Origin of the sequence: Candidimonas nitroreducens (assembly GCF_002209565.1) — a bacterium.
In the GTDB taxonomy this organism is placed as follows: Bacteria; Pseudomonadota; Gammaproteobacteria; order Burkholderiales; family Burkholderiaceae_B; genus Candidimonas; species Candidimonas nitroreducens.
The window spans coordinates 226,541-242,500 of sequence record NZ_NJIH01000008.1 but is presented as its reverse complement, the minus strand read 5'-3'; the positions used below and the strand labels follow the sequence as shown (position 1 = coordinate 242,500).

The 15,960-nt window shown below is 64.9% G+C and carries 14 protein-coding genes; 6 read left to right on the top strand and 8 right to left on the bottom strand.

The genetic code is table 11. From position 1 onward, the window contains the following. Positions 1 to 142 precede the first annotated feature (142 nt). Genes CEY11_RS15140 through CEY11_RS15125 form a run of 4 tightly spaced genes read left to right on the top strand, consistent with a single transcriptional unit; the run spans position 143 to position 3,552 of the window. Positions 143 to 1,057, top strand: a complete 915-nt coding sequence (locus CEY11_RS15140) for an SDR family NAD(P)-dependent oxidoreductase (RefSeq protein ID WP_088604228.1) — start codon at positions 143 to 145, stop codon at positions 1,055 to 1,057. Positions 1,058 to 1,067: 10 nt separating this feature from the next. Next, a complete protein-coding gene (locus tag CEY11_RS15135) occupies positions 1,068 to 1,934 on the top strand; it encodes a MaoC/PaaZ C-terminal domain-containing protein (RefSeq protein ID WP_088604227.1) in 867 nt (288 codons plus the stop codon). Between the two features lie 53 nt (positions 1,935 to 1,987). Continuing rightward, a complete protein-coding gene (locus CEY11_RS15130; protein ID WP_088604370.1) occupies positions 1,988 to 2,383 on the top strand; it encodes a Zn-ribbon domain-containing OB-fold protein in 396 nt (131 codons plus the stop codon). Beyond that, complete coding sequence (locus CEY11_RS15125; RefSeq protein WP_088604226.1) at positions 2,380 to 3,552, top strand: thiolase; 1,173 nt, start codon at positions 2,380 to 2,382, stop codon at positions 3,550 to 3,552. The genes CEY11_RS15130 and CEY11_RS15125 overlap by 4 nt, the downstream gene beginning before the upstream one ends. Before the next feature lie 76 nt (positions 3,553 to 3,628). On the opposite strand, the gene CEY11_RS15120 is transcribed toward CEY11_RS15125, so the two are convergent. From CEY11_RS15120 to CEY11_RS15110, 3 genes are all read right to left on the bottom strand, one after another. Further along, entirely contained in the window at positions 3,629 to 4,798 is a 1,170-nt protein-coding gene (locus CEY11_RS15120) for a D-alanyl-D-alanine carboxypeptidase family protein (protein WP_088604225.1), read from the bottom strand. A 368-nt stretch (positions 4,799 to 5,166) separates the two neighbouring features. Beyond that, positions 5,167 to 6,369: a phosphoglycerate dehydrogenase gene (gene serA, locus CEY11_RS15115; protein ID WP_088604224.1), complete on the bottom strand. Its 1,203-nt coding sequence runs from the start codon at positions 6,367 to 6,369 to the stop codon at positions 5,167 to 5,169. Positions 6,370 to 6,495: 126 nt separating this feature from the next. Further along, positions 6,496 to 7,278 carry an AraC family transcriptional regulator gene (locus CEY11_RS15110; RefSeq protein WP_233154901.1) on the bottom strand — a complete coding sequence of 261 codons (783 nt, stop codon included), beginning with the start codon at positions 7,276 to 7,278 and terminating at the stop codon, positions 6,496 to 6,498. A 127-nt stretch (positions 7,279 to 7,405) separates the two neighbouring features. Between CEY11_RS15110 and CEY11_RS15105 the strand changes: the two genes are divergently transcribed. Further along, entirely contained in the window at positions 7,406 to 8,668 is a 1,263-nt protein-coding gene (locus tag CEY11_RS15105) for an MFS transporter (RefSeq protein ID WP_088604223.1), read from the top strand. On the opposite strand, the gene CEY11_RS15100 is transcribed toward CEY11_RS15105, so the two are convergent. Next, on the bottom strand, positions 8,665 to 9,507 hold the full coding sequence (locus CEY11_RS15100; RefSeq protein ID WP_088604222.1) for a PhzF family phenazine biosynthesis protein: 843 nt from the start codon (positions 9,505 to 9,507) through the stop codon (positions 8,665 to 8,667). The genes CEY11_RS15105 and CEY11_RS15100 overlap by 4 nt on opposite strands. 286 nt (positions 9,508 to 9,793) lie before the next feature. Between CEY11_RS15100 and CEY11_RS15095 the strand changes: the two genes are divergently transcribed. Next, positions 9,794 to 10,462: a thiopurine S-methyltransferase gene (locus CEY11_RS15095; protein WP_088604221.1), complete on the top strand. Its 669-nt coding sequence runs from the start codon at positions 9,794 to 9,796 to the stop codon at positions 10,460 to 10,462. A 93-nt stretch (positions 10,463 to 10,555) separates the two neighbouring features. Here CEY11_RS15095 and CEY11_RS15090 read toward each other — a convergent pair whose 3' ends face one another. The 4 genes from CEY11_RS15090 to CEY11_RS15075 form a co-directional block, all read right to left on the bottom strand. Next, positions 10,556 to 11,869, bottom strand: a complete 1,314-nt coding sequence (locus CEY11_RS15090; protein WP_233154900.1) for an Nramp family divalent metal transporter — start codon at positions 11,867 to 11,869, stop codon at positions 10,556 to 10,558. Positions 11,870 to 11,907: 38 nt separating this feature from the next. Further along, entirely contained in the window at positions 11,908 to 13,476 is a 1,569-nt protein-coding gene (locus CEY11_RS15085; protein ID WP_088604367.1) for an amidase, read from the bottom strand. Positions 13,477 to 13,597: 121 nt separating this feature from the next. Next, positions 13,598 to 14,578, bottom strand: a complete 981-nt coding sequence (locus CEY11_RS15080) for a Bug family tripartite tricarboxylate transporter substrate binding protein (RefSeq protein ID WP_088604366.1) — start codon at positions 14,576 to 14,578, stop codon at positions 13,598 to 13,600. A gap of 84 nt (positions 14,579 to 14,662) precedes the next feature. After that, positions 14,663 to 15,817, bottom strand: a complete 1,155-nt coding sequence (locus CEY11_RS15075) for an NAD(P)/FAD-dependent oxidoreductase (protein ID WP_088604220.1) — start codon at positions 15,815 to 15,817, stop codon at positions 14,663 to 14,665. Positions 15,818 to 15,960 lie beyond the last annotated feature (143 nt).

Sequence of the window (15,960 nt, the reverse complement as noted above, 5' to 3'; positions counted from 1 at the left end):
GTACTCACTGAAAAGTGAAGAGGCAGCCGTCAGTATAAATTTCGTCGCCAAAAAGAGGATTCGCATAGCAAAACGGGTTTTAAGTTTTGGCGCTCTGCAATCGTAAGCTTGCACCAGCGAAACAGCGCGGGGGTTTTCAATAATGACGGGAATGGTGGCGGGAAAAGTAGCCGTGGTCACGGGATCCGGCGGCGGCATAGGCCGCAGCGCGGCGTTGGCGCTGGCCGCCGAAGGCGCGAAAGTCATCGTCAACGACATAGGCGTGTCGCTTGCCGGAGTGGGCGGCGACACCCGGCCCGCCCAAAGCGTCGTCGCCGAGATCGTGCAGCATGGCGGCGTCGCGGCCGCCAATACCGATAGTGTCGCATCGCCCGAAGGCGCAGGCCGCATCATCCAAGCGGCGCTGGATCATTTCGGCCGCATAGACATCGTCGTCAACAATGCCGGAAACCTGCGCGACCGCCTGTTCCACAAAATGAGCGGCGAAGAATGGGCGCAAGTCATAGATGTCCATTTGAACGGCACATTCCATGTCAGCCGCGCCGCGGCCACCCATTTCCGCAGGCAGAACTCGGGGGCCTTCGTGCATATGACATCCACTTCCGGGTTGATCGGGAATTTCGGGCAGGCCAATTATTCAGCCGCGAAACTGGGCATAGTCGCCTTATCCAAATCCATCGCCCTGGACATGGCCCGCTTCAATGTCCGGTCAAACTGCATCGCCCCCTTCGCCTGGAGCCGGATGACCAGCTCCATCCCTTCCGATACCGCTGAGGAAAAGGCACGCGTGCAGAGCCTGCAAAAAATGGAATCCGACAAGGTGGCTCCCATGGTGGTGTACCTGGGCAGCGAGGCGGCACATGAAGTCACGGGCCAGATTTTCGGGGTTCGCGCCAACGAAATCATTCTTTTCAGCCAGCCCCGGCCGCTGCGCTCGGTACACATGGCTCCGGGATGGACTCCGGCGTCCATCGCCGCTATTGCCGCACCGGCACTGAGGCACCACTTTTTCAAGCTCGAACGATCCCCCGAAGTGATCGATTGGGAACCGATTTGAGGCCGCCGGCATGTCGCTGAACTACAAGACCATCAAGGGCTGGCAATTCGCCGACGTCGCACACGAGTACACCGAAAAAGACACCATCCTCTATGCACTGAGCCTGGGCCTGGGCAATGCCCCCCTCGACCGGCAGCAGCTGCGTTTCGTCTACGAAAAACAGCTGCAGGTATTCCCGACCATGCCCGTGGTGCTGGGACACCCCGGCTTCTGGCTGAGCGATCCCAAGGCGGGCGTTACCTGGGTCAAGGTCGTACACGGAGAGCAGCGCCTGACATTGCATAACCCGGTTCCCGGGGCCGGCAAAGTAATCGGCCGCAGCCGCGTTTCCCGGGTCGTGGACAAGGGGGCGGACAAGGGAGCCTTGATTGTCGTCGAGAGCAGGCTCTACGGCACACCCGGCGATACCTTGCTGGCGACGTCCGAGAAAACCATTTTTTGCCGGGCCGATGGCGGTTTTGGCGAGAGCGACCGGGCGGCGGAACCTCTACCCCCCGTTCCGCCGGACAACCCCGAGACGGCCTGGACACTATCGGTGCCCACCCAGGCAGCCCTGCTGTACCGGCTGAACGCCGACCGCAATCCGCTACACGCGGATCCGGATGTGGCCAGCCAGGCCGGATACCGGCAACCTATTCTGCACGGCCTGTACACCTATGGCCTGGCCGCACATGCCGTTCTTCGAAGCTATTGCGGGTACGACCCGCAACGTCTGGCATATATACATGCGCGATTCTCCGCGGCGGTGTTTCCCGGCGAGACCCTGAGATGCGAGATGTGGCGTACCGGCCCCGAAACCGTGCAGTTCCAGGTAAAAGCGCTGGAGCGCAACATCGTTGCGATCAGCCATGGCATATCCGGCATCAAGACACCGTGATGCCCGGGGCGCGAAAACGCCTCCAATGAATTCATGAAAACGGGCCGATGATCATGCCAGACACCGAACCGGCACCTGCCGGAGCCGATTGCCACTTCCGCCAGCAGCTGGAGCAGGGCAAATTCGTGATCCAACGCTGCAGCGCCTGCCGGCGCAGCATCTTCTACCCCCGCATGCTGTGCCCCCACTGCGGCTGCGCACAGCTGGAGTGGTTTTCGCCCTCGGGGCTCGGAACGGTGTATTCGAGCACCGTGATCCGCCGCAAGTCCGAAGACGGCGGCGATTACAACGTTGCGCTCGTCGACCTGGAAGAAGGCCCGCGCATCATGAGCCGCGTCGAGACCGTGCCACCTGAACAAGTCGCCATCGGCATGCGGGTCGAGGTTCGGGTAATCGACGATGAAAACGGCAAACTGCTCGTATTCACTCCCCATCGGGGCCGCCCATGATCGATAAGCGCCTCAGAGGAGCCGCCGCCATTGTCGGAGTAGGCCAGGCGGGCATTGGACAGGCCAGCGGATTCTCGGAAATGGAAATCCTGGTGTTGGCGGCGCAACGCGCGGTCGCCGATGCAGGCATGGGCATGCAGGAGATCGACGGCATTGCAACCGCCAGTGTTTCCGCCCCGATGTGGGCCATGCCGGTGATCGAACACTTGGGAATACGGCCCACGTTCATCGACAGCACGATGCTCGGTGGCTCCAGCTTCGTGGCCCATGTCATGCCCGCCCTCCAGGCGCTCGAAGCCAGGCAATGCAATGCGGTGCTGGTCTGCTACGGCAGCACGCAGCGCACATCGGCTCTGAGCCGCGCCGAAATCGGGAAAATCCGGCTCAAGCTGGATCCGCAGCCCTATGAGCACCCTTATGCTCCGCTGAACCCGATCAGCTCTTACGCGCTTGCGGCAGCCAGGCATATGTACCAATACGGCACGCGCCGCGAACACTTGGCAGAAGTCGCCGTAGCCGCGCGCAGATGGGCGCAATTGAACCCCGAAGCGCTGATGCGCGACCCGCTCAGCATCGACGCGGTTCTATCCGCGCGCATGGTGTCCGACCCTTTGACCATACGCGACTGCTGCCTGGTCAACGACGGGGCGGGGGCATACGTTCTGGTAAGGGCCGACAGGGCAAAATCTTGCGCCCAGAAGCCCGTGTACGTATTGGGCAGTTCCACGGCGGTATGGAATCGCCAGATTTCGTCTATGGACGACCTTACCGTCACGGCGGCACGACAATCGGGTCGCCACGCATACGCCATGGCCGGGCTGACTCCCGCGGACATCGACGTGGTCGAGTTGTATGACGCCTTTACGATCAACACCCTGCTTTTTCTGGAAGACCTGGGTTTTTGCAAAAAAGGAGAAGGCGGCGACTTCGTCAGCGGCGGCGCGATCGCCCCGGGGGGACGCCTGCCGGTGAACACCAATGGCGGCGGGCTCTCATGCGTACATCCCGGCATGTACGGGATCTTCATAATGATAGAGGCCGTCAGGCAATTGCGCGCAAGCTGCGGCGACCGGCAGGTTCCCGGTGCCGAGGTGGCTGTCGTGCATGGCAACGGCGGCACGCTATCGAGCCAGTCCACCGCCATTCTAGGCACGGCAAGCACGCTCTAGGGCTGGCCATACCGCGCCGCAGGTACGCTTGCGCAGCGCCACGGCTGCAAGCGTGCGGCCGCCCGCCCTGCGGCAATCAGCCGCGCATCTGCGCCACCCATAGCGCCACCGAATCCCAGGTGCGGCCCAGCAGGCCGGCCGGCGCTACACCGTCCAGGGCGATCAAGGGCAGGCTCAAGGCCTTGCCATCTATGGTGGCGTGCAGTGTCGCCACGGGCGCGTGATCGGCGATGGGCGCGATCAGCGGGCCGCTGGTGGTGACGGTGGGCACGCCCTCGATGCGCGCCGCGCGCGGCAAGGTCATATAGATGTCATGGTCGAAACCGACCTTGACCTCTTTGCGTTGGCCCTTCCAGACGCGCGGGGTGGCCACTACCTGGTCTTTGCTGTAGAGCCTTACGGTCTCGAAATTCTGGAAGCCCCAGTTCAGCAGGGTCAGGCTTTCCTGGGTGCGCGCCTTGTTCGACGGGGTGCCCAGCACGACCGAGATCAGGCGGCGCTGCACCGAGCCCTCGGGCCGCAGCGCAGAGGCGATCAGGCAGTAGCCCGCGCTTTCGGTGTGGCCGGTCTTCAGGCCGTCGACGCTCGGATCCAGCCACAGCAGGCGATTGCGGTTGCTCTGCTTGATATGGTCGTAGGTGAATTCGCGCTTGGTGTCGTAGCCCTTGTATAGAACCGGAAAATCCTGGATCAGGTGGCGCGACAGGGTGGCGAGGTCGCGCGCATCGGAATACGTGCCGGGGTTGGGCAGGCCATTGGGGTTGGCGAAGTGCGTGCCGGTCAGGCCCATGGACTGCGCGGTCTGGTTCATGAGTGCGACGAAGGTCTCGACACTGCCCGAAACTGCCTCGGCCAGCGCTACGGCGGCGTCATTGCCGGACTGTACCAGCAGGCCGTCGAGCAATTGATCGATGCTGACCCTGTCGCCCGGCTTGAGAAACATCTTCGAGCTGCCCGGCGCTATTTTCCAGGCGCGCTGCGAAACCGTGACGATCTGCTGCTTGTCGAGCCGGTGATGCGCGATGGCCTGGAACACCAGGTAAGCCGTCATGATCTTGGTCAGCGAGGCGGGCTCGATGCGCTCGTCGGCATTCTGTTCGGCGATGACCTGGCCGCTTTCGGCGTCCAGCAGCAGCCAGGCCTTGGCCGTGAGCGCAGGCGGTGGAGGCGCGGCCACGCCGGCCCACGCCGACGCCGCGCCCGCGCAGCCCAGGGCCACGCATAGATTCAGTATCAGTTTCTTCATGCGGTCAAATCTATTCTGTCTGTGTTTACAGGAAGAGCGGGACACTAGGGTCTGTCGACGAATAGTGCCGCAGCGGCGGGAGGGGGCGCCGGAGGTGGCTGCGCTGGACGGTGCGCGGCCCTGCCTGCGGCTCTGGCGCTGCGTGAATCGGCGCGGACGACACGGCGCCTACTGAGGCACCGGGCGCAAGCCTGTGCCTCGCTGCAGCGACAAGAACAACGGCGCCGAGCCTTGCCGGCCGGCGCCGAAGCCCCGCAAGTGTACTCCCGCGGGCTTGTTTGTCCAACGCCCGGGCGGAAGGTTCCCCAGAATAGATTCGGCCCGCCTCGTGCGGCACATGGCCGCCGGCGGGCTGCCGGCGCAGCGCCTCAGGGAACCAGGTCGCAGCGCACGGTGATGGGGTGCGCGCGCAAGGCTGCCAGCACGGTATCGTCGACCTTGCCCTCGACATCGGACACCACATAGCCTATCTGGCCGCGGGTCTGCAGGTTCTGGCTGAGGATGTTCAGGCCCTGTTCGGCCATCAGGCTGCTGAGCGTGCCGAGCGCGCCGGGCGAGTTGCGATGCACGTGCAGGATGCGGGCGGAACCGACCGGATCCTGATAGGGAATCTCGGGGAAATTCACGGCCCCCTTGGTCGCGCCGCCCTGCAGGAAGCGCACCAGCTTTTCCGCCACCTCGCGGCCGATGTTCTCTTGCGATTCCTGGGTGCTGCCGCCGATGTGCGGCGTCAGGATCACGTTGTCCATGCCGATCAGGGGGCTGGCCAGCGGTTCGTCGACGCTCTTGGGCTCGGTGGGGAAGACGTCCAGCGCCGCGCCGGAAAGGTGCTTGGCGGCCAGCGACTCGTGCAGCGCCTCGATGTCGACCACGGTGCCGCGCGACGCATTGATAAGTATGGCGCCGGGCTTCATGGCGGCCAGTGCCGCCGCGTCGATGATGTTTTTCGTGCCCTTGCCGCCGGGCACATGCAGGGTAACCACGTCGGACTGCCCCAGCAGCGCCTCGAGCGAGGGCATGGCGCGCGCGTTGCCCAGCGGCAGCTTGGCCTCGACATCGTAGAACACGACCCGCATGCCGCAGGTCTCGGCCAGCGTGCCCACCTGCGAACCGATATTGCCGTAGCCCACCACGCCCAGGGTCTTGCCGCGCGCCTCGAAGGCGCCGCTGGCGGTCTTGTCCCAGTGGCCGCGGTGCACGCGGGCGTTCTTCTCGGGAATGCGGCGCATCAGCAGTATGGCCTCGGCCAGCACCATCTCGGCCACCGAGCGCGTGTTGGAAAACGGCGCGTTGAACACCGGCACGCCGCGCAGCATGGCGGCATCCAGGTCGACCTGGTTGGTGCCGATGCAGAAGCAGCCGATCACCCGCAGATCGGGCGCGCCGGCCAGCAGCGTCGCGTCCAGATGCGTGCGGGAACGGATGCCCACGGCATGCGCAGTGGCCAGGGCCTCGCGCAGGGCATCGGGCGGCAGCGACGAAGCGTGTGTAACCACGTCATCCAGGCCGGCGCCATTGAAAACCTCTTTGGCGCTGGGGTGTATGTTTTCGAACAGAACTATGCGGGTCATGAATCGTCCAGACGAACATCAAAGAGACGATTGTGCCGCAAGACTGGCGCTCGTGCTGCCACGCCCATGCCGCGGGTAAGGGTTATCCCGGCATCGAGTGCGGATTTAACACCGTATATACATCTGCTATGCCGTCTTCACGTACTGGCTGGGCGGAAAACCCATCGACTTGCGGAACATGGTCGAAAACGACGACGGGCTGTCGTAGCCCAGATCCAGGGCGATGCGGGTGACGCTTTCGCCGGCGGCCAGGCGCGCCATTGCCGCGAAGACACAGGCCTGCTGGCGCCAGGCGATGAAGGTCATGCCGGTCGCGGCCAGGAAGCGCCGGTAGAACGTGCGCTCGCTGACATTCAACTGGCGCGCCCAGTCGGCTGGCGCCACCGCCTGGTTGGGCGCCTTGTAGAAGGCCTGGCACAGCGCCGCGAGCACCCCTTCGCGCGGCATGGGCAAATGCAGCGGCACCACCGGCTGGATGCCCGCCTCGCGCAGCAGCATTTCCATCAGCAAGCCGTCGCGCGACTCCGGCTCGTAGAGCAGCGGCACCTTGACGGCCTCGCGTATCAGTTCCCGCAGCAGGGGCGGCACGGCGATGACCTGGCAGCGCTGCGGCGGCTCGGACAGTGCCGAGTCGCGGAAATACAGGCTGTGGGTGACGACATTGATCATGCTCAGCCGATGCGCCACCCGCGACGGGATCCAGACGGCGAAGCCGGGCGGCACCACCCAGGCGCCGAAGCGGGTCTCGAGCTGCATGGTGCCGGTGGTACCGTACAGCAGCTGTATGCGCCTGTGGGAATGCGCCTCGACCGTCTGCCGATCCAGATAAAAGGACTCCAGCGCGATCACATCGCGGTCGGCGTCTTCCAGCAGATCGATGGCTCGGATCATGGCCTGGCTGAAATTCAATGTTGTTTGTCTTATATTATAAAGACAGTCAAACCCGGCTTGTCTATATTAGAGGCTTCATCGTGGCCTGCATGGCGCGGCCACCAGGGTTACCGGCGCACCTCCCCTTCTCGACGGAATTTCAGACATGAACCAAGCCACGGCCTCCAGCCTGCCGGCCACGCCGGCCGCGGCGGCCCCGACCGACACGGCCGCCGCCAAGAACACGGGCGTCGCCTTCGGCGTCCTCGGAGCCATCAGCGTCACGCACCTGCTCAACGACATGATGCAGTCGGTGCTGCTGGCGCTGTACCCGGTGCTCAAGGGCAACTTCGATCTCAGCTTCGCGCAGGTGGGCGTCATCACCCTGGCATTCCAGTTCTCGTCCTCGCTGCTGCAGCCGCTGATCGGCCGGTTCACCGACAAGAAGCCGCAGCCGCTCTCGCTGCCGATCGCCATGGGCTTCACCTTCATGGGGCTGCTGCTGCTTTCGCAGGCCTGGAACTTCCCCAGCGTGGTGCTGGCCGCGGCCCTGATCGGCATGGGCTCGTCAGTGTTCCACCCCGAATCGTCGCGCGTCGCCCGCATGGCCTCGGCCGGCCAGCACGGGCTGGCGCAATCCATCTTCCAGGTGGGCGGCAACCTGGGCTCTTCGCTGGGCCCCCTGCTGGCCGCCCTGCTGATCGTGCCCCACGGCCAGCCCAGCGTGGCGTGGTTCTCGCTGGCCGCGCTGCTGGCCATGGCCATTCTGTATCGCGTCAGCCGCTGGTACAAGTTCCACCTGACCAGCGCCCGCGGCAAGAAAAGCCTCGGCAAGGTCGAAACCGGCCTGACCCGCCGCGAGGTCAAGCGCGCCCTGATAGTGCTGCTGGTACTGATATTTTCCAAATACTTCTATACGGCGGGGCTGAACAGCTACTTCACCTTCTACCTGATCCACCACTTCGGCGTTTCCATACAAAACGCGCAGTACTGCCTGTTCGTATTCCTGTTTTCGGTGGCTGTGGGCACCGTGGTGGGCGGCCCGGTGGGCGACCGCATCGGCCGCAAGCGCGTCATCTGGGGCTCGATCCTGGGCGCCGCGCCCTTCGCGCTGGCGCTGCCATACGTCAACCTGTTCTGGACCATCGTGCTGGCGTTCATCATCGGCTCGGTGATCGCCTCGGCCTTCTCGGCCATCCTGGTCTATGCCCAGGAACTGGTGCCGGGCAAGACCGGCACCATCTCGGGGCTGTTCTTCGGCCTGGCCTTCGGCATGGCGGGCATCGGCGCCGCGGTGCTGGGCACCCTGGCCGACGCCACCAGCATCGAATTCGTATTTCACGTCTGCGCCTTCCTGCCACTGCTGGGCGTAACCGCCTTCCTGCTGCCCAATATGCGCAACCACCGCAAGGTTCAGGCTGCGGGCTAAAGGCTGACCCGCCCCTCTATGCACACGGCGGTTTCCCCGCCTATCCAGATATCGTCGCCCAGGCGCTGTACATGTACCCGGCCGGCACGGCCCAAGGCGGTGCCCTGCGACGCCACATAGGCGTCGGGCGCCCGGCCGCTGCCTATCAGCCACAGCGCCAGGCCGGCATTCAGGCTACCGGTCACCGGGTCTTCCGGCACGCCCAGGCCGGGCACGAAGGCGCGCACTTCGAAGCTCGCGGCGTCGCCGTCGCGCGCCGCATCCCAGGGCGCAACCACCCCTACCTTCAAATCGCCCAGCGCAGCCATGTCGGGCCGCAGCGCCAGCACTTCGGCGCGGCCGCCCAGCAGCACCGCCAGCCATCCCGGCCCATTGTCGACCCACTGCGCGTCGCGGATAGCGGCGCGGTCGATCCGCAAGCCCGCGGCAACGCGCTCGAGCAGGCCGGCATCGGGGGTGCCGCTGCGCAGCAGAGGGGGCGCCGCAAAAGCCAGCCGCCGGCCATCGCGGCGCAGGCGGATCAGCCCCGCCGCGCATTCCTGCACCACCTCCTGCCCCTGCGGACGCCCGCCCGCGGCCAGCCATACGTGACAGGAGCCGAGCGTGGGGTGGCCGGCGAACGGCAGCTCGCCGCGCGGCGTGTAGATACGTACACGGTAGTCGGCGCCCGCCACAGTGGGCCGCAACAGAAAGGTCGTTTCGCTCAGGTTCGTCCAATTGGCGAAAGCCGCCATGCGGGCCTCATCCAGCTCGTCCGCGCCGATGACCACAGCCAGCGGGTTGCCCTTCAGGGGCGTGTCGGAAAACACATCGACTTGTTTGAAATCCAGGATCGGCATAGGACAAGCTCCGGAAGGGGTGAAGGGCCGAAGAAAACGGGCTTCGGGCCTGACGGCCCCGATTCGCCCGCGGCCGGATAGCGCGGGGCCCAAGGCCGTCGCAGGGTGCGGCGGTAGAATACCATTCAGGCATGCTGGCAAGGCCTGCAGAACTCGCCCGGCCATCGAAGCCGCGCCGTGCGCCGCAGCAGGTGGCGCGGCAGCGCAAGCGGCCGGATCCATTACAGGCATCGGGCCTGCAAGGCCGGCCCCGAACATCCCAAGAGACAAGAGCACAAGGACGAACATGGACGCTGATTTCTGGCTGCAACGCTGGCACGAAGGACAAACCGGATTCCATCAAAGCCGGGTCACGCCGCTGCTGCAGAAATACTGGAGCGGCCTGTCGCTGCCCGCGGCCAGCCGCGTCCTGGTGCCGCTGGCCGGCAAATCCCTGGACGTGGCCTGGCTGGCCGCGCAAGGCCACGAGGTGCTGGCGGTGGAACTTTCGCCGCTGGCCGTGGAACAATTCTTCGCCGATCAGAAGCTGCAGCCCGAAGTGCGTGAATCTTCCATGGGCCGCCACTACGTCGCGGGCAATATCGAATACCTGTGCGGCGACATTTTCGACCTGGACGCCGCGACCCTGTCGCAATGCACCGGCTTCTACGATCGGGCCGCGCTGATCGCCCTGACACCCGAGCTGCGCCAGCGCTATGTGCGGCACGTGTACGGCCAGTTGGCCAAGGGCTGCCGCGGCCTCTTGCTGACCCTGGAATACACGCAAGAACAAATGGACGGCCCACCCTTTGCCGTACTGGAAGGCGAGGTACGCGTGCACTATGCCGAGGCCGGCGGCTGGGACGTACAAGTGCTGGATCGCCGCGCCATACTCGACAAAGAGCCGAAGTTCGCGGCCCGCGGCCTGGATCATCTGGATACCCTGGTCTACCGCATGGAGCGCAATTCCCTTTAGTGTGAAAGAAGCCTCTTTCATCCTCGGGGGAGGCGGCGCCCACCATGACCGTTAAACCCGCGCAGGCGGGCCGCACAGCCCGCGGGGCGCCGCTTACGGCGTCAGCACATGCACGCCCGCGGCCTGCAGCACCAGCACTACATTCAGCCCGAGTACGACCAGCGCGGCCAGCACCGCCAGTACGATGACCGGCAGCGAATTGCGATATGCGCCCATGATCCTGCGATGGCAGGTAAACCACAGCAGCGCCAGCATGGGCACGGGCAGGGCAAGGCTCAGCCCGACCTGGCTCAAGATCAAGGCCCGCGTCGGGCTCGCGCCCAGGGCGATGACGACGAAGCTGGGCACCATGGTCACCAGGCGCCGCACCCACATCGGAATCTGGAAGCCCACGAAACCCTGCATCACGAGCTGGCCGGCCATGGTGCCCACCACGGAACTGGAAACGCCCGAGGCCAGCAGCGATATCAGGAAGATGCCAGCGGCGGCCGAGCCCAGCACGGGCGTCAGCGTGCGATAAGCCGTCTCGATTTCCGCCACGCCCTGGTGGCCCGCATGAAAAGCGCTGGCGGCCATGACCACCATCGACAGATTGATGAGCCCGGCCACCGACAAGGCGATCACCACCTCCAGGTTCGAGAACTTCAGCAGCTTCCTGCGCTCGGCTTCGTTGCGCGGCGGCACACGCCCCTGGGTCAGGCCGGAATGCAGGAATAAGGCGTGCGGCATGAGGGTTGCACCGATGATGCCCACCGCTATCGTCAGCGCCTGCCGGTCGGGCAGGCGCGGCGTGACCAAGCCGCCCAGCGCCTGGGGCCACTGCACGGGCGCGATCACCAGCTCGATCAAATAGCACACGGCGATCAGCCCCACCAGGGCGCCTATGGTCAGCTCCATGGGCCGAAAGCCGAACTTGTCGGACAGCAGCAGAAAATAGGTGATCAGCGCCGTCAGGAACATCCCCACCAGCAGCGGCAGATGGAACAGCAGCGCCAGCCCGAGCGCGCCGCCTATGAATTCGGCCAGGTCGGTGGCCATCGCGGCCAGCTCGCAGACGACCCACATCACCAGCACCAGCGGCCCCGGCAGATGATCGCGGCACAGCTGCGCCAGGTTGCGACCGGTGACGATCCCCAGCTTGGCCGACAGGGCCTGGAACAGCATCGCCACCAGATTGGCCAGCAGCACCACCCACAGCAGCCCATAGCCATAGCGCGCGCCCGCCTGGATATTGGTCGCGAAATTGCCCGGATCCATATAGGCAATGGACACCACCACCGCCGGCCCGACGAAGGGCAGCAGCATGGCGATGCCATGGCGCCGGCCCTCCAGCGCATCGTGGATGGCCAGCACCGTCCCCTGGGTAATGGGAGGACGTGTCATGCGCTGCAGCTGGCGTGTATTCATGGTGGCCTGGAATGGACGAGTGAAGCCCGGCGGGCTGTTCAACAAGCCGCTACGGTACCGTCTGGGCGTACCAGTGCCGCCAATGCCCTGGCCTCTTCATCATCGAGGGCGCGGTCACACAAGTCGGCGCGCGGGGGATGCGTCGCCATGGCTCGCAACTCCGGCACAGGGTGGGCCAGGGCCGCCAGATCGGGGCGTGGGCGGCGCAGTACTTCGACATGAGCGAAGGCCTGCTCCAGCGCCAGGCCGCACTCGAGCAGGCGCCGGTCGCCGCGATGCGGGCCGATGACCTGCAGGCCGAAAGGCATGCCATGGGGATCCGTGCCGCAGGGCAAGGCCAACGCCGGATTGGTCATCAGTGTTACCACATAGGTCAGGCCGAGCCAGTGGTAGTAATTGCGCGTCTTGCGCCCTTGAACCTCTTCGGCATACAAGCGGGCCCATGGGAACGGCGATACCGGCGTCACGGGCGCCAGCACCAGGTCATAGTCGCGATATAGCTGCTGGAACTTGCGGAATATGCGCGTCTGCTCTAGATGGGCCCAGGCGCGATCCGCGAGGGTCATATTGGCCCCGATCTCATAGTTGGCACGCACATTGGGGCCCAGGGCCCCGGCATCGCGCTCGTAGGCCTCGCGGAAAGCGGCGACAAAGCTTTCAGCACGCACGATGTCGAAGCAGCGATCCGCATCCCCGGCCTCGATGCGCACTTCATCGCAACGGGCGAACAGGTGGCGCATGGCCGCGATCTTGCTGCGAAAGGCCTGGCGTATTTCTTCGTCGACCAGGCAAATGCCGAAATCTTCGGTATAGGCGACACGCAGCCCCGCCAGATCGACGGGGCGCAGTTGCGTGAACTGCTGCCCGTCCCGTTCGTACGACAACGGATCGCAGTCATCGACCGCCACCGTGGCGGATAGCTGCAGGCAGGCATCCGCCACGCTGCGCCCCATAGGGCCAACGACCGAGATCGGCGTCCAGCCCAGCTGGCGCCGCTCGACCGGAACCAGGCCCGGCGAAGGCCTGAAGCCCACCACGCCGCACAACGCGGCCGGTATGCGCAGCGAACCGCCCGTGTCCGAGCCTGTGCACAAGGGCAACATATCGCAGGCCAGCGCCGCCGCCGATCCCCCCGATGAGCCACCGGCATTCAGCTGTGGATTGAACGGATTGCCCGTCGCGCCCCACACCGGATTACGCGAATTGGCTCCGGCGCCCATCTCGGGGATATTGGTCTTGCCGACGACGATGGCGCCCGCGGCCCGCAAGCGCGCAACCAGCAGGTTGTCGCTCAGCGGCACATGATTGCGATAGCCGGGCGACCCGTACGTCGTGAGCAGGCCCCCCGTGTCCTCCAGGTCTTTGACGCCCAGCGGCAGGCCGTGCAAGGCCCCCAAAGGCTCTCCTCGCCGCACCGCCGACTCGGCTGCCCTCGCCTCTTGGCGCGCTCGCTCGGAGCAGCTCGCGGTAATCGCATTGACGGCGGGATTGACCTGCTCGATGCGGTCGATGCAGGCCTGCAGCAGCTCAACCGGAGAAATTTCCCGGGCACCGATGCGCCGCCGCAGCTCGACCGCGGAAAGCGCCAGTAATGTATCGTCGATCATGAACAGCACCCTGCCTATATATATGGCCCGATCCGGCCGCTTAGTCTATTGTGACCCATACGATGCCTGGCTGCATCACAGGCCCGATATGGCGGCAGCCCCGCGGCCGGCACACAGCCGGTCATTGAGTCCGGATGTGAGCCCGTTTGGCAATTTCCATGAAGCGCGGGGTTTCGCTCGCGATCGTATCGGCCACCGCCTGCGGGCCACCGTCGGCCGGCTCGAAGCCGCTGGCCTTGAACTGCTTTTGCGTTTCCGGGTCTGCCGCGATAGCCGCCAGGGCCTTGGTCAGCGTATTAGACACCTCGGCGGGCAGGCCGCGAGGCCCGAACAGCGCAATCCAGGTATCGATGTTGAACCCCGGATAGCCGCTTTCAGCAATGGTCGGCACCTCCGGCAGGAACGCCGAGCGATGCGCCGTGGTCACGGCCAGTGCGCGTATCTTGCCCGCCTTGATCTGCGGCATGGACGACACAATGGTGTCGAACAACACCGGAACCTGCCCACCGAGCAAATCGTTCATGGCCGGGCCACTGCCCTTGTACGGGATATGTGTCATTCGTATCTTGCTGGCATCCATGAACATTTCCGCGGCAAACTGCGACACGGTGCCGACGCCGAACGAGCCAAACGATATCTGGCCCGGATGTGCACGGGCGGCGTTCACCAGGCTGGCCAAGCTGGTAAAGGGAGACTGCTTGTTGGCCACCACGACGAGGCCGGCCCGGGCGACAAAGCCGAGCGGCTGGAAATCTTTGACTGGATCATACGGCAGCTTGGCATACACCGCGGGATTCATCGTGAAAGTCGTGCCCGAACTGATCAACAGCGTGTATCCGTCCGGCTTGGCCCTGGCGACCGCCTGGGCGCCGACGATGGTACCGGCGCCGGCCTTGTTCTCGACGATGATGGACTGGTGCAGCTTTTCGCCCAGTTTTTTTGCCAGCAGGCGGCTGATGATGTCCCCCGCGCCGCCCGGCGGATAGGGAACCACCAGCTGCACCGGCCGGTTCGGCCACGGCGCTGCGCTCGCAATGCCGGCAAGGGCCACGCCGAGAGCGGCACATGACGCCGCGAGGGTCTTCCTGAAAACTATGCGCATATTGTCCTCCATATCTCCGTATATATCGTGTGTCGGGGCTTGCCCCGGCCTGCGGCTCGCCGCCGCGCCCAACCTTCTGCAGGCTTACCTCAAGCGTTGCGGGCTCATGGCATCGGGGCAGACGCCCTGCCGCAAGATTTCGTCAGGGACAGGCTTGCGCAGCAGCAGCGCGGCCGCCATGGCGGCCACACCGGGCGCCGACTGAATGCCGTAGCCGCCTTGCGCCGCCAGCCAGAAAAATTCCGGGCAGGCCTGATCCCAGCCCACTACCAGATCGCCATCACGCACGAACGAGCGCAGGCCCGCCCAGGTATGGCGCGGGCGGCGTATCGACAAGGTCGTTGCCTGCTCGATGTGATAAATGCCCGTGGCAACGTCCAGCTCTTCGGCAACGACATCTTGTGGAGCGACCGGATCGGCATTGGCCGGCGACCCTAGCAGCTGGCCGGCATCGGGTTTGAAATAAAAACTCTCGTCGAGGCCGACGACCGCCGGCCAGCCGCTGAATTCCATGTCCGCCGGCCCGGCGAACGTGAAAGCCGTCCGGCGGCAGGGCTGCAACCCAACACGGGCCGCACCGCACAAGGCGGCAACTTCATCGGCCCAGGCTCCCGCTGCATTGACCAAAACTCTAGCGTGCAGAACCGACGCATCGGCGAAGTCCAGCCGCCACCCATTTCCGTCACGCCGCGCCCCCACCAGTTCGGCGTTGCAGCGCAGATGCGCTCCATCCGCGCGAGCCTGGCGCAGAAACCCCTGATGTATCGCATGCACGTCGAGATCGCGCGCAAAAGGCTCGAACAGCGCGCCCGCGGCAACTGCCTGCGGCCGCAGGCAGGGGACTTGCCCGACCGCATCGTCCGCGCCGTACAGTTCAACGTTCGGAGACAGGGCAATGGCCGCCTCGTACCGCTGCTGCAACAATGCGCGCTGATGCCGCCCCGCGATGTACATGCAACCGCGCGCATTCATCAAGGGGGTAGCGCAGAACCCGTCCGGCGGGTTCTCGTAGAAGGCCCGGCTGGCACGAGTCAGCGCCTGAATCTGCACCGTTCCGTAGGTCTCCATGAACATCGCCGCGGAACGGCCCGTGGCATGGTAGCCAGGCTGCGCCTCGCGCTCCAGCAGCACTACACCCGCGTCATTGGCAAGCTTGGCGGCCAGCGAAGCGCCGGCAATCCCCGCGCCGACAATCGCAATGTCGCAATGCGTCTGATCCTGCAAGATAGCCTCCTCCATGGAGTGGCGCGTCGTATCGCCAAGTTAAATTCTCATTAATGAGAATTCTCAATTATGGGAAAATATCCGTCAATATGCAGACAGGCAAAATCTGCCTATGCTCGGGTAATCCCTAGGGCCGCCGCATACGCTCCGGCGGGCTC

Bases quoted from the DNA above. Each gene is read 5' to 3' on its own strand.
- CEY11_RS15140 (WP_088604228.1), top strand. From the start codon at position 143: ATGACGGGAATGGTGGCGGGAAAAGTAGCCGTGGTCACGGGATCCGGC.
- CEY11_RS15135 (WP_088604227.1), top strand. From the start codon at position 1,068: ATGTCGCTGAACTACAAGACCATCAAGGGCTGGCAATTCGCCGACGTC.
- CEY11_RS15130 (WP_088604370.1), top strand. From the start codon at position 1,988: ATGCCAGACACCGAACCGGCACCTGCCGGAGCCGATTGCCACTTCCGC.
- CEY11_RS15125 (WP_088604226.1), top strand. From the start codon at position 2,380: ATGATCGATAAGCGCCTCAGAGGAGCCGCCGCCATTGTCGGAGTAGGC.
- CEY11_RS15120 (WP_088604225.1), bottom strand. From the start codon at position 4,798: ATGAAGAAACTGATACTGAATCTATGCGTGGCCCTGGGCTGCGCGGGC.
- serA (WP_088604224.1), bottom strand. From the start codon at position 6,369: ATGACCCGCATAGTTCTGTTCGAAAACATACACCCCAGCGCCAAAGAG.
- CEY11_RS15105 (WP_088604223.1), top strand. From the start codon at position 7,406: ATGAACCAAGCCACGGCCTCCAGCCTGCCGGCCACGCCGGCCGCGGCG.
- CEY11_RS15100 (WP_088604222.1), bottom strand. From the start codon at position 9,507: ATGCCGATCCTGGATTTCAAACAAGTCGATGTGTTTTCCGACACGCCC.
- CEY11_RS15095 (WP_088604221.1), top strand. From the start codon at position 9,794: ATGGACGCTGATTTCTGGCTGCAACGCTGGCACGAAGGACAAACCGGA.
- CEY11_RS15090 (WP_233154900.1), bottom strand. From the start codon at position 11,869: ATGAATACACGCCAGCTGCAGCGCATGACACGTCCTCCCATTACCCAG.
- CEY11_RS15085 (WP_088604367.1), bottom strand. From the start codon at position 13,476: ATGATCGACGATACATTACTGGCGCTTTCCGCGGTCGAGCTGCGGCGG.
- CEY11_RS15080 (WP_088604366.1), bottom strand. From the start codon at position 14,578: ATGCGCATAGTTTTCAGGAAGACCCTCGCGGCGTCATGTGCCGCTCTC.
- CEY11_RS15075 (WP_088604220.1), bottom strand. From the start codon at position 15,817: ATGGAGGAGGCTATCTTGCAGGATCAGACGCATTGCGACATTGCGATT.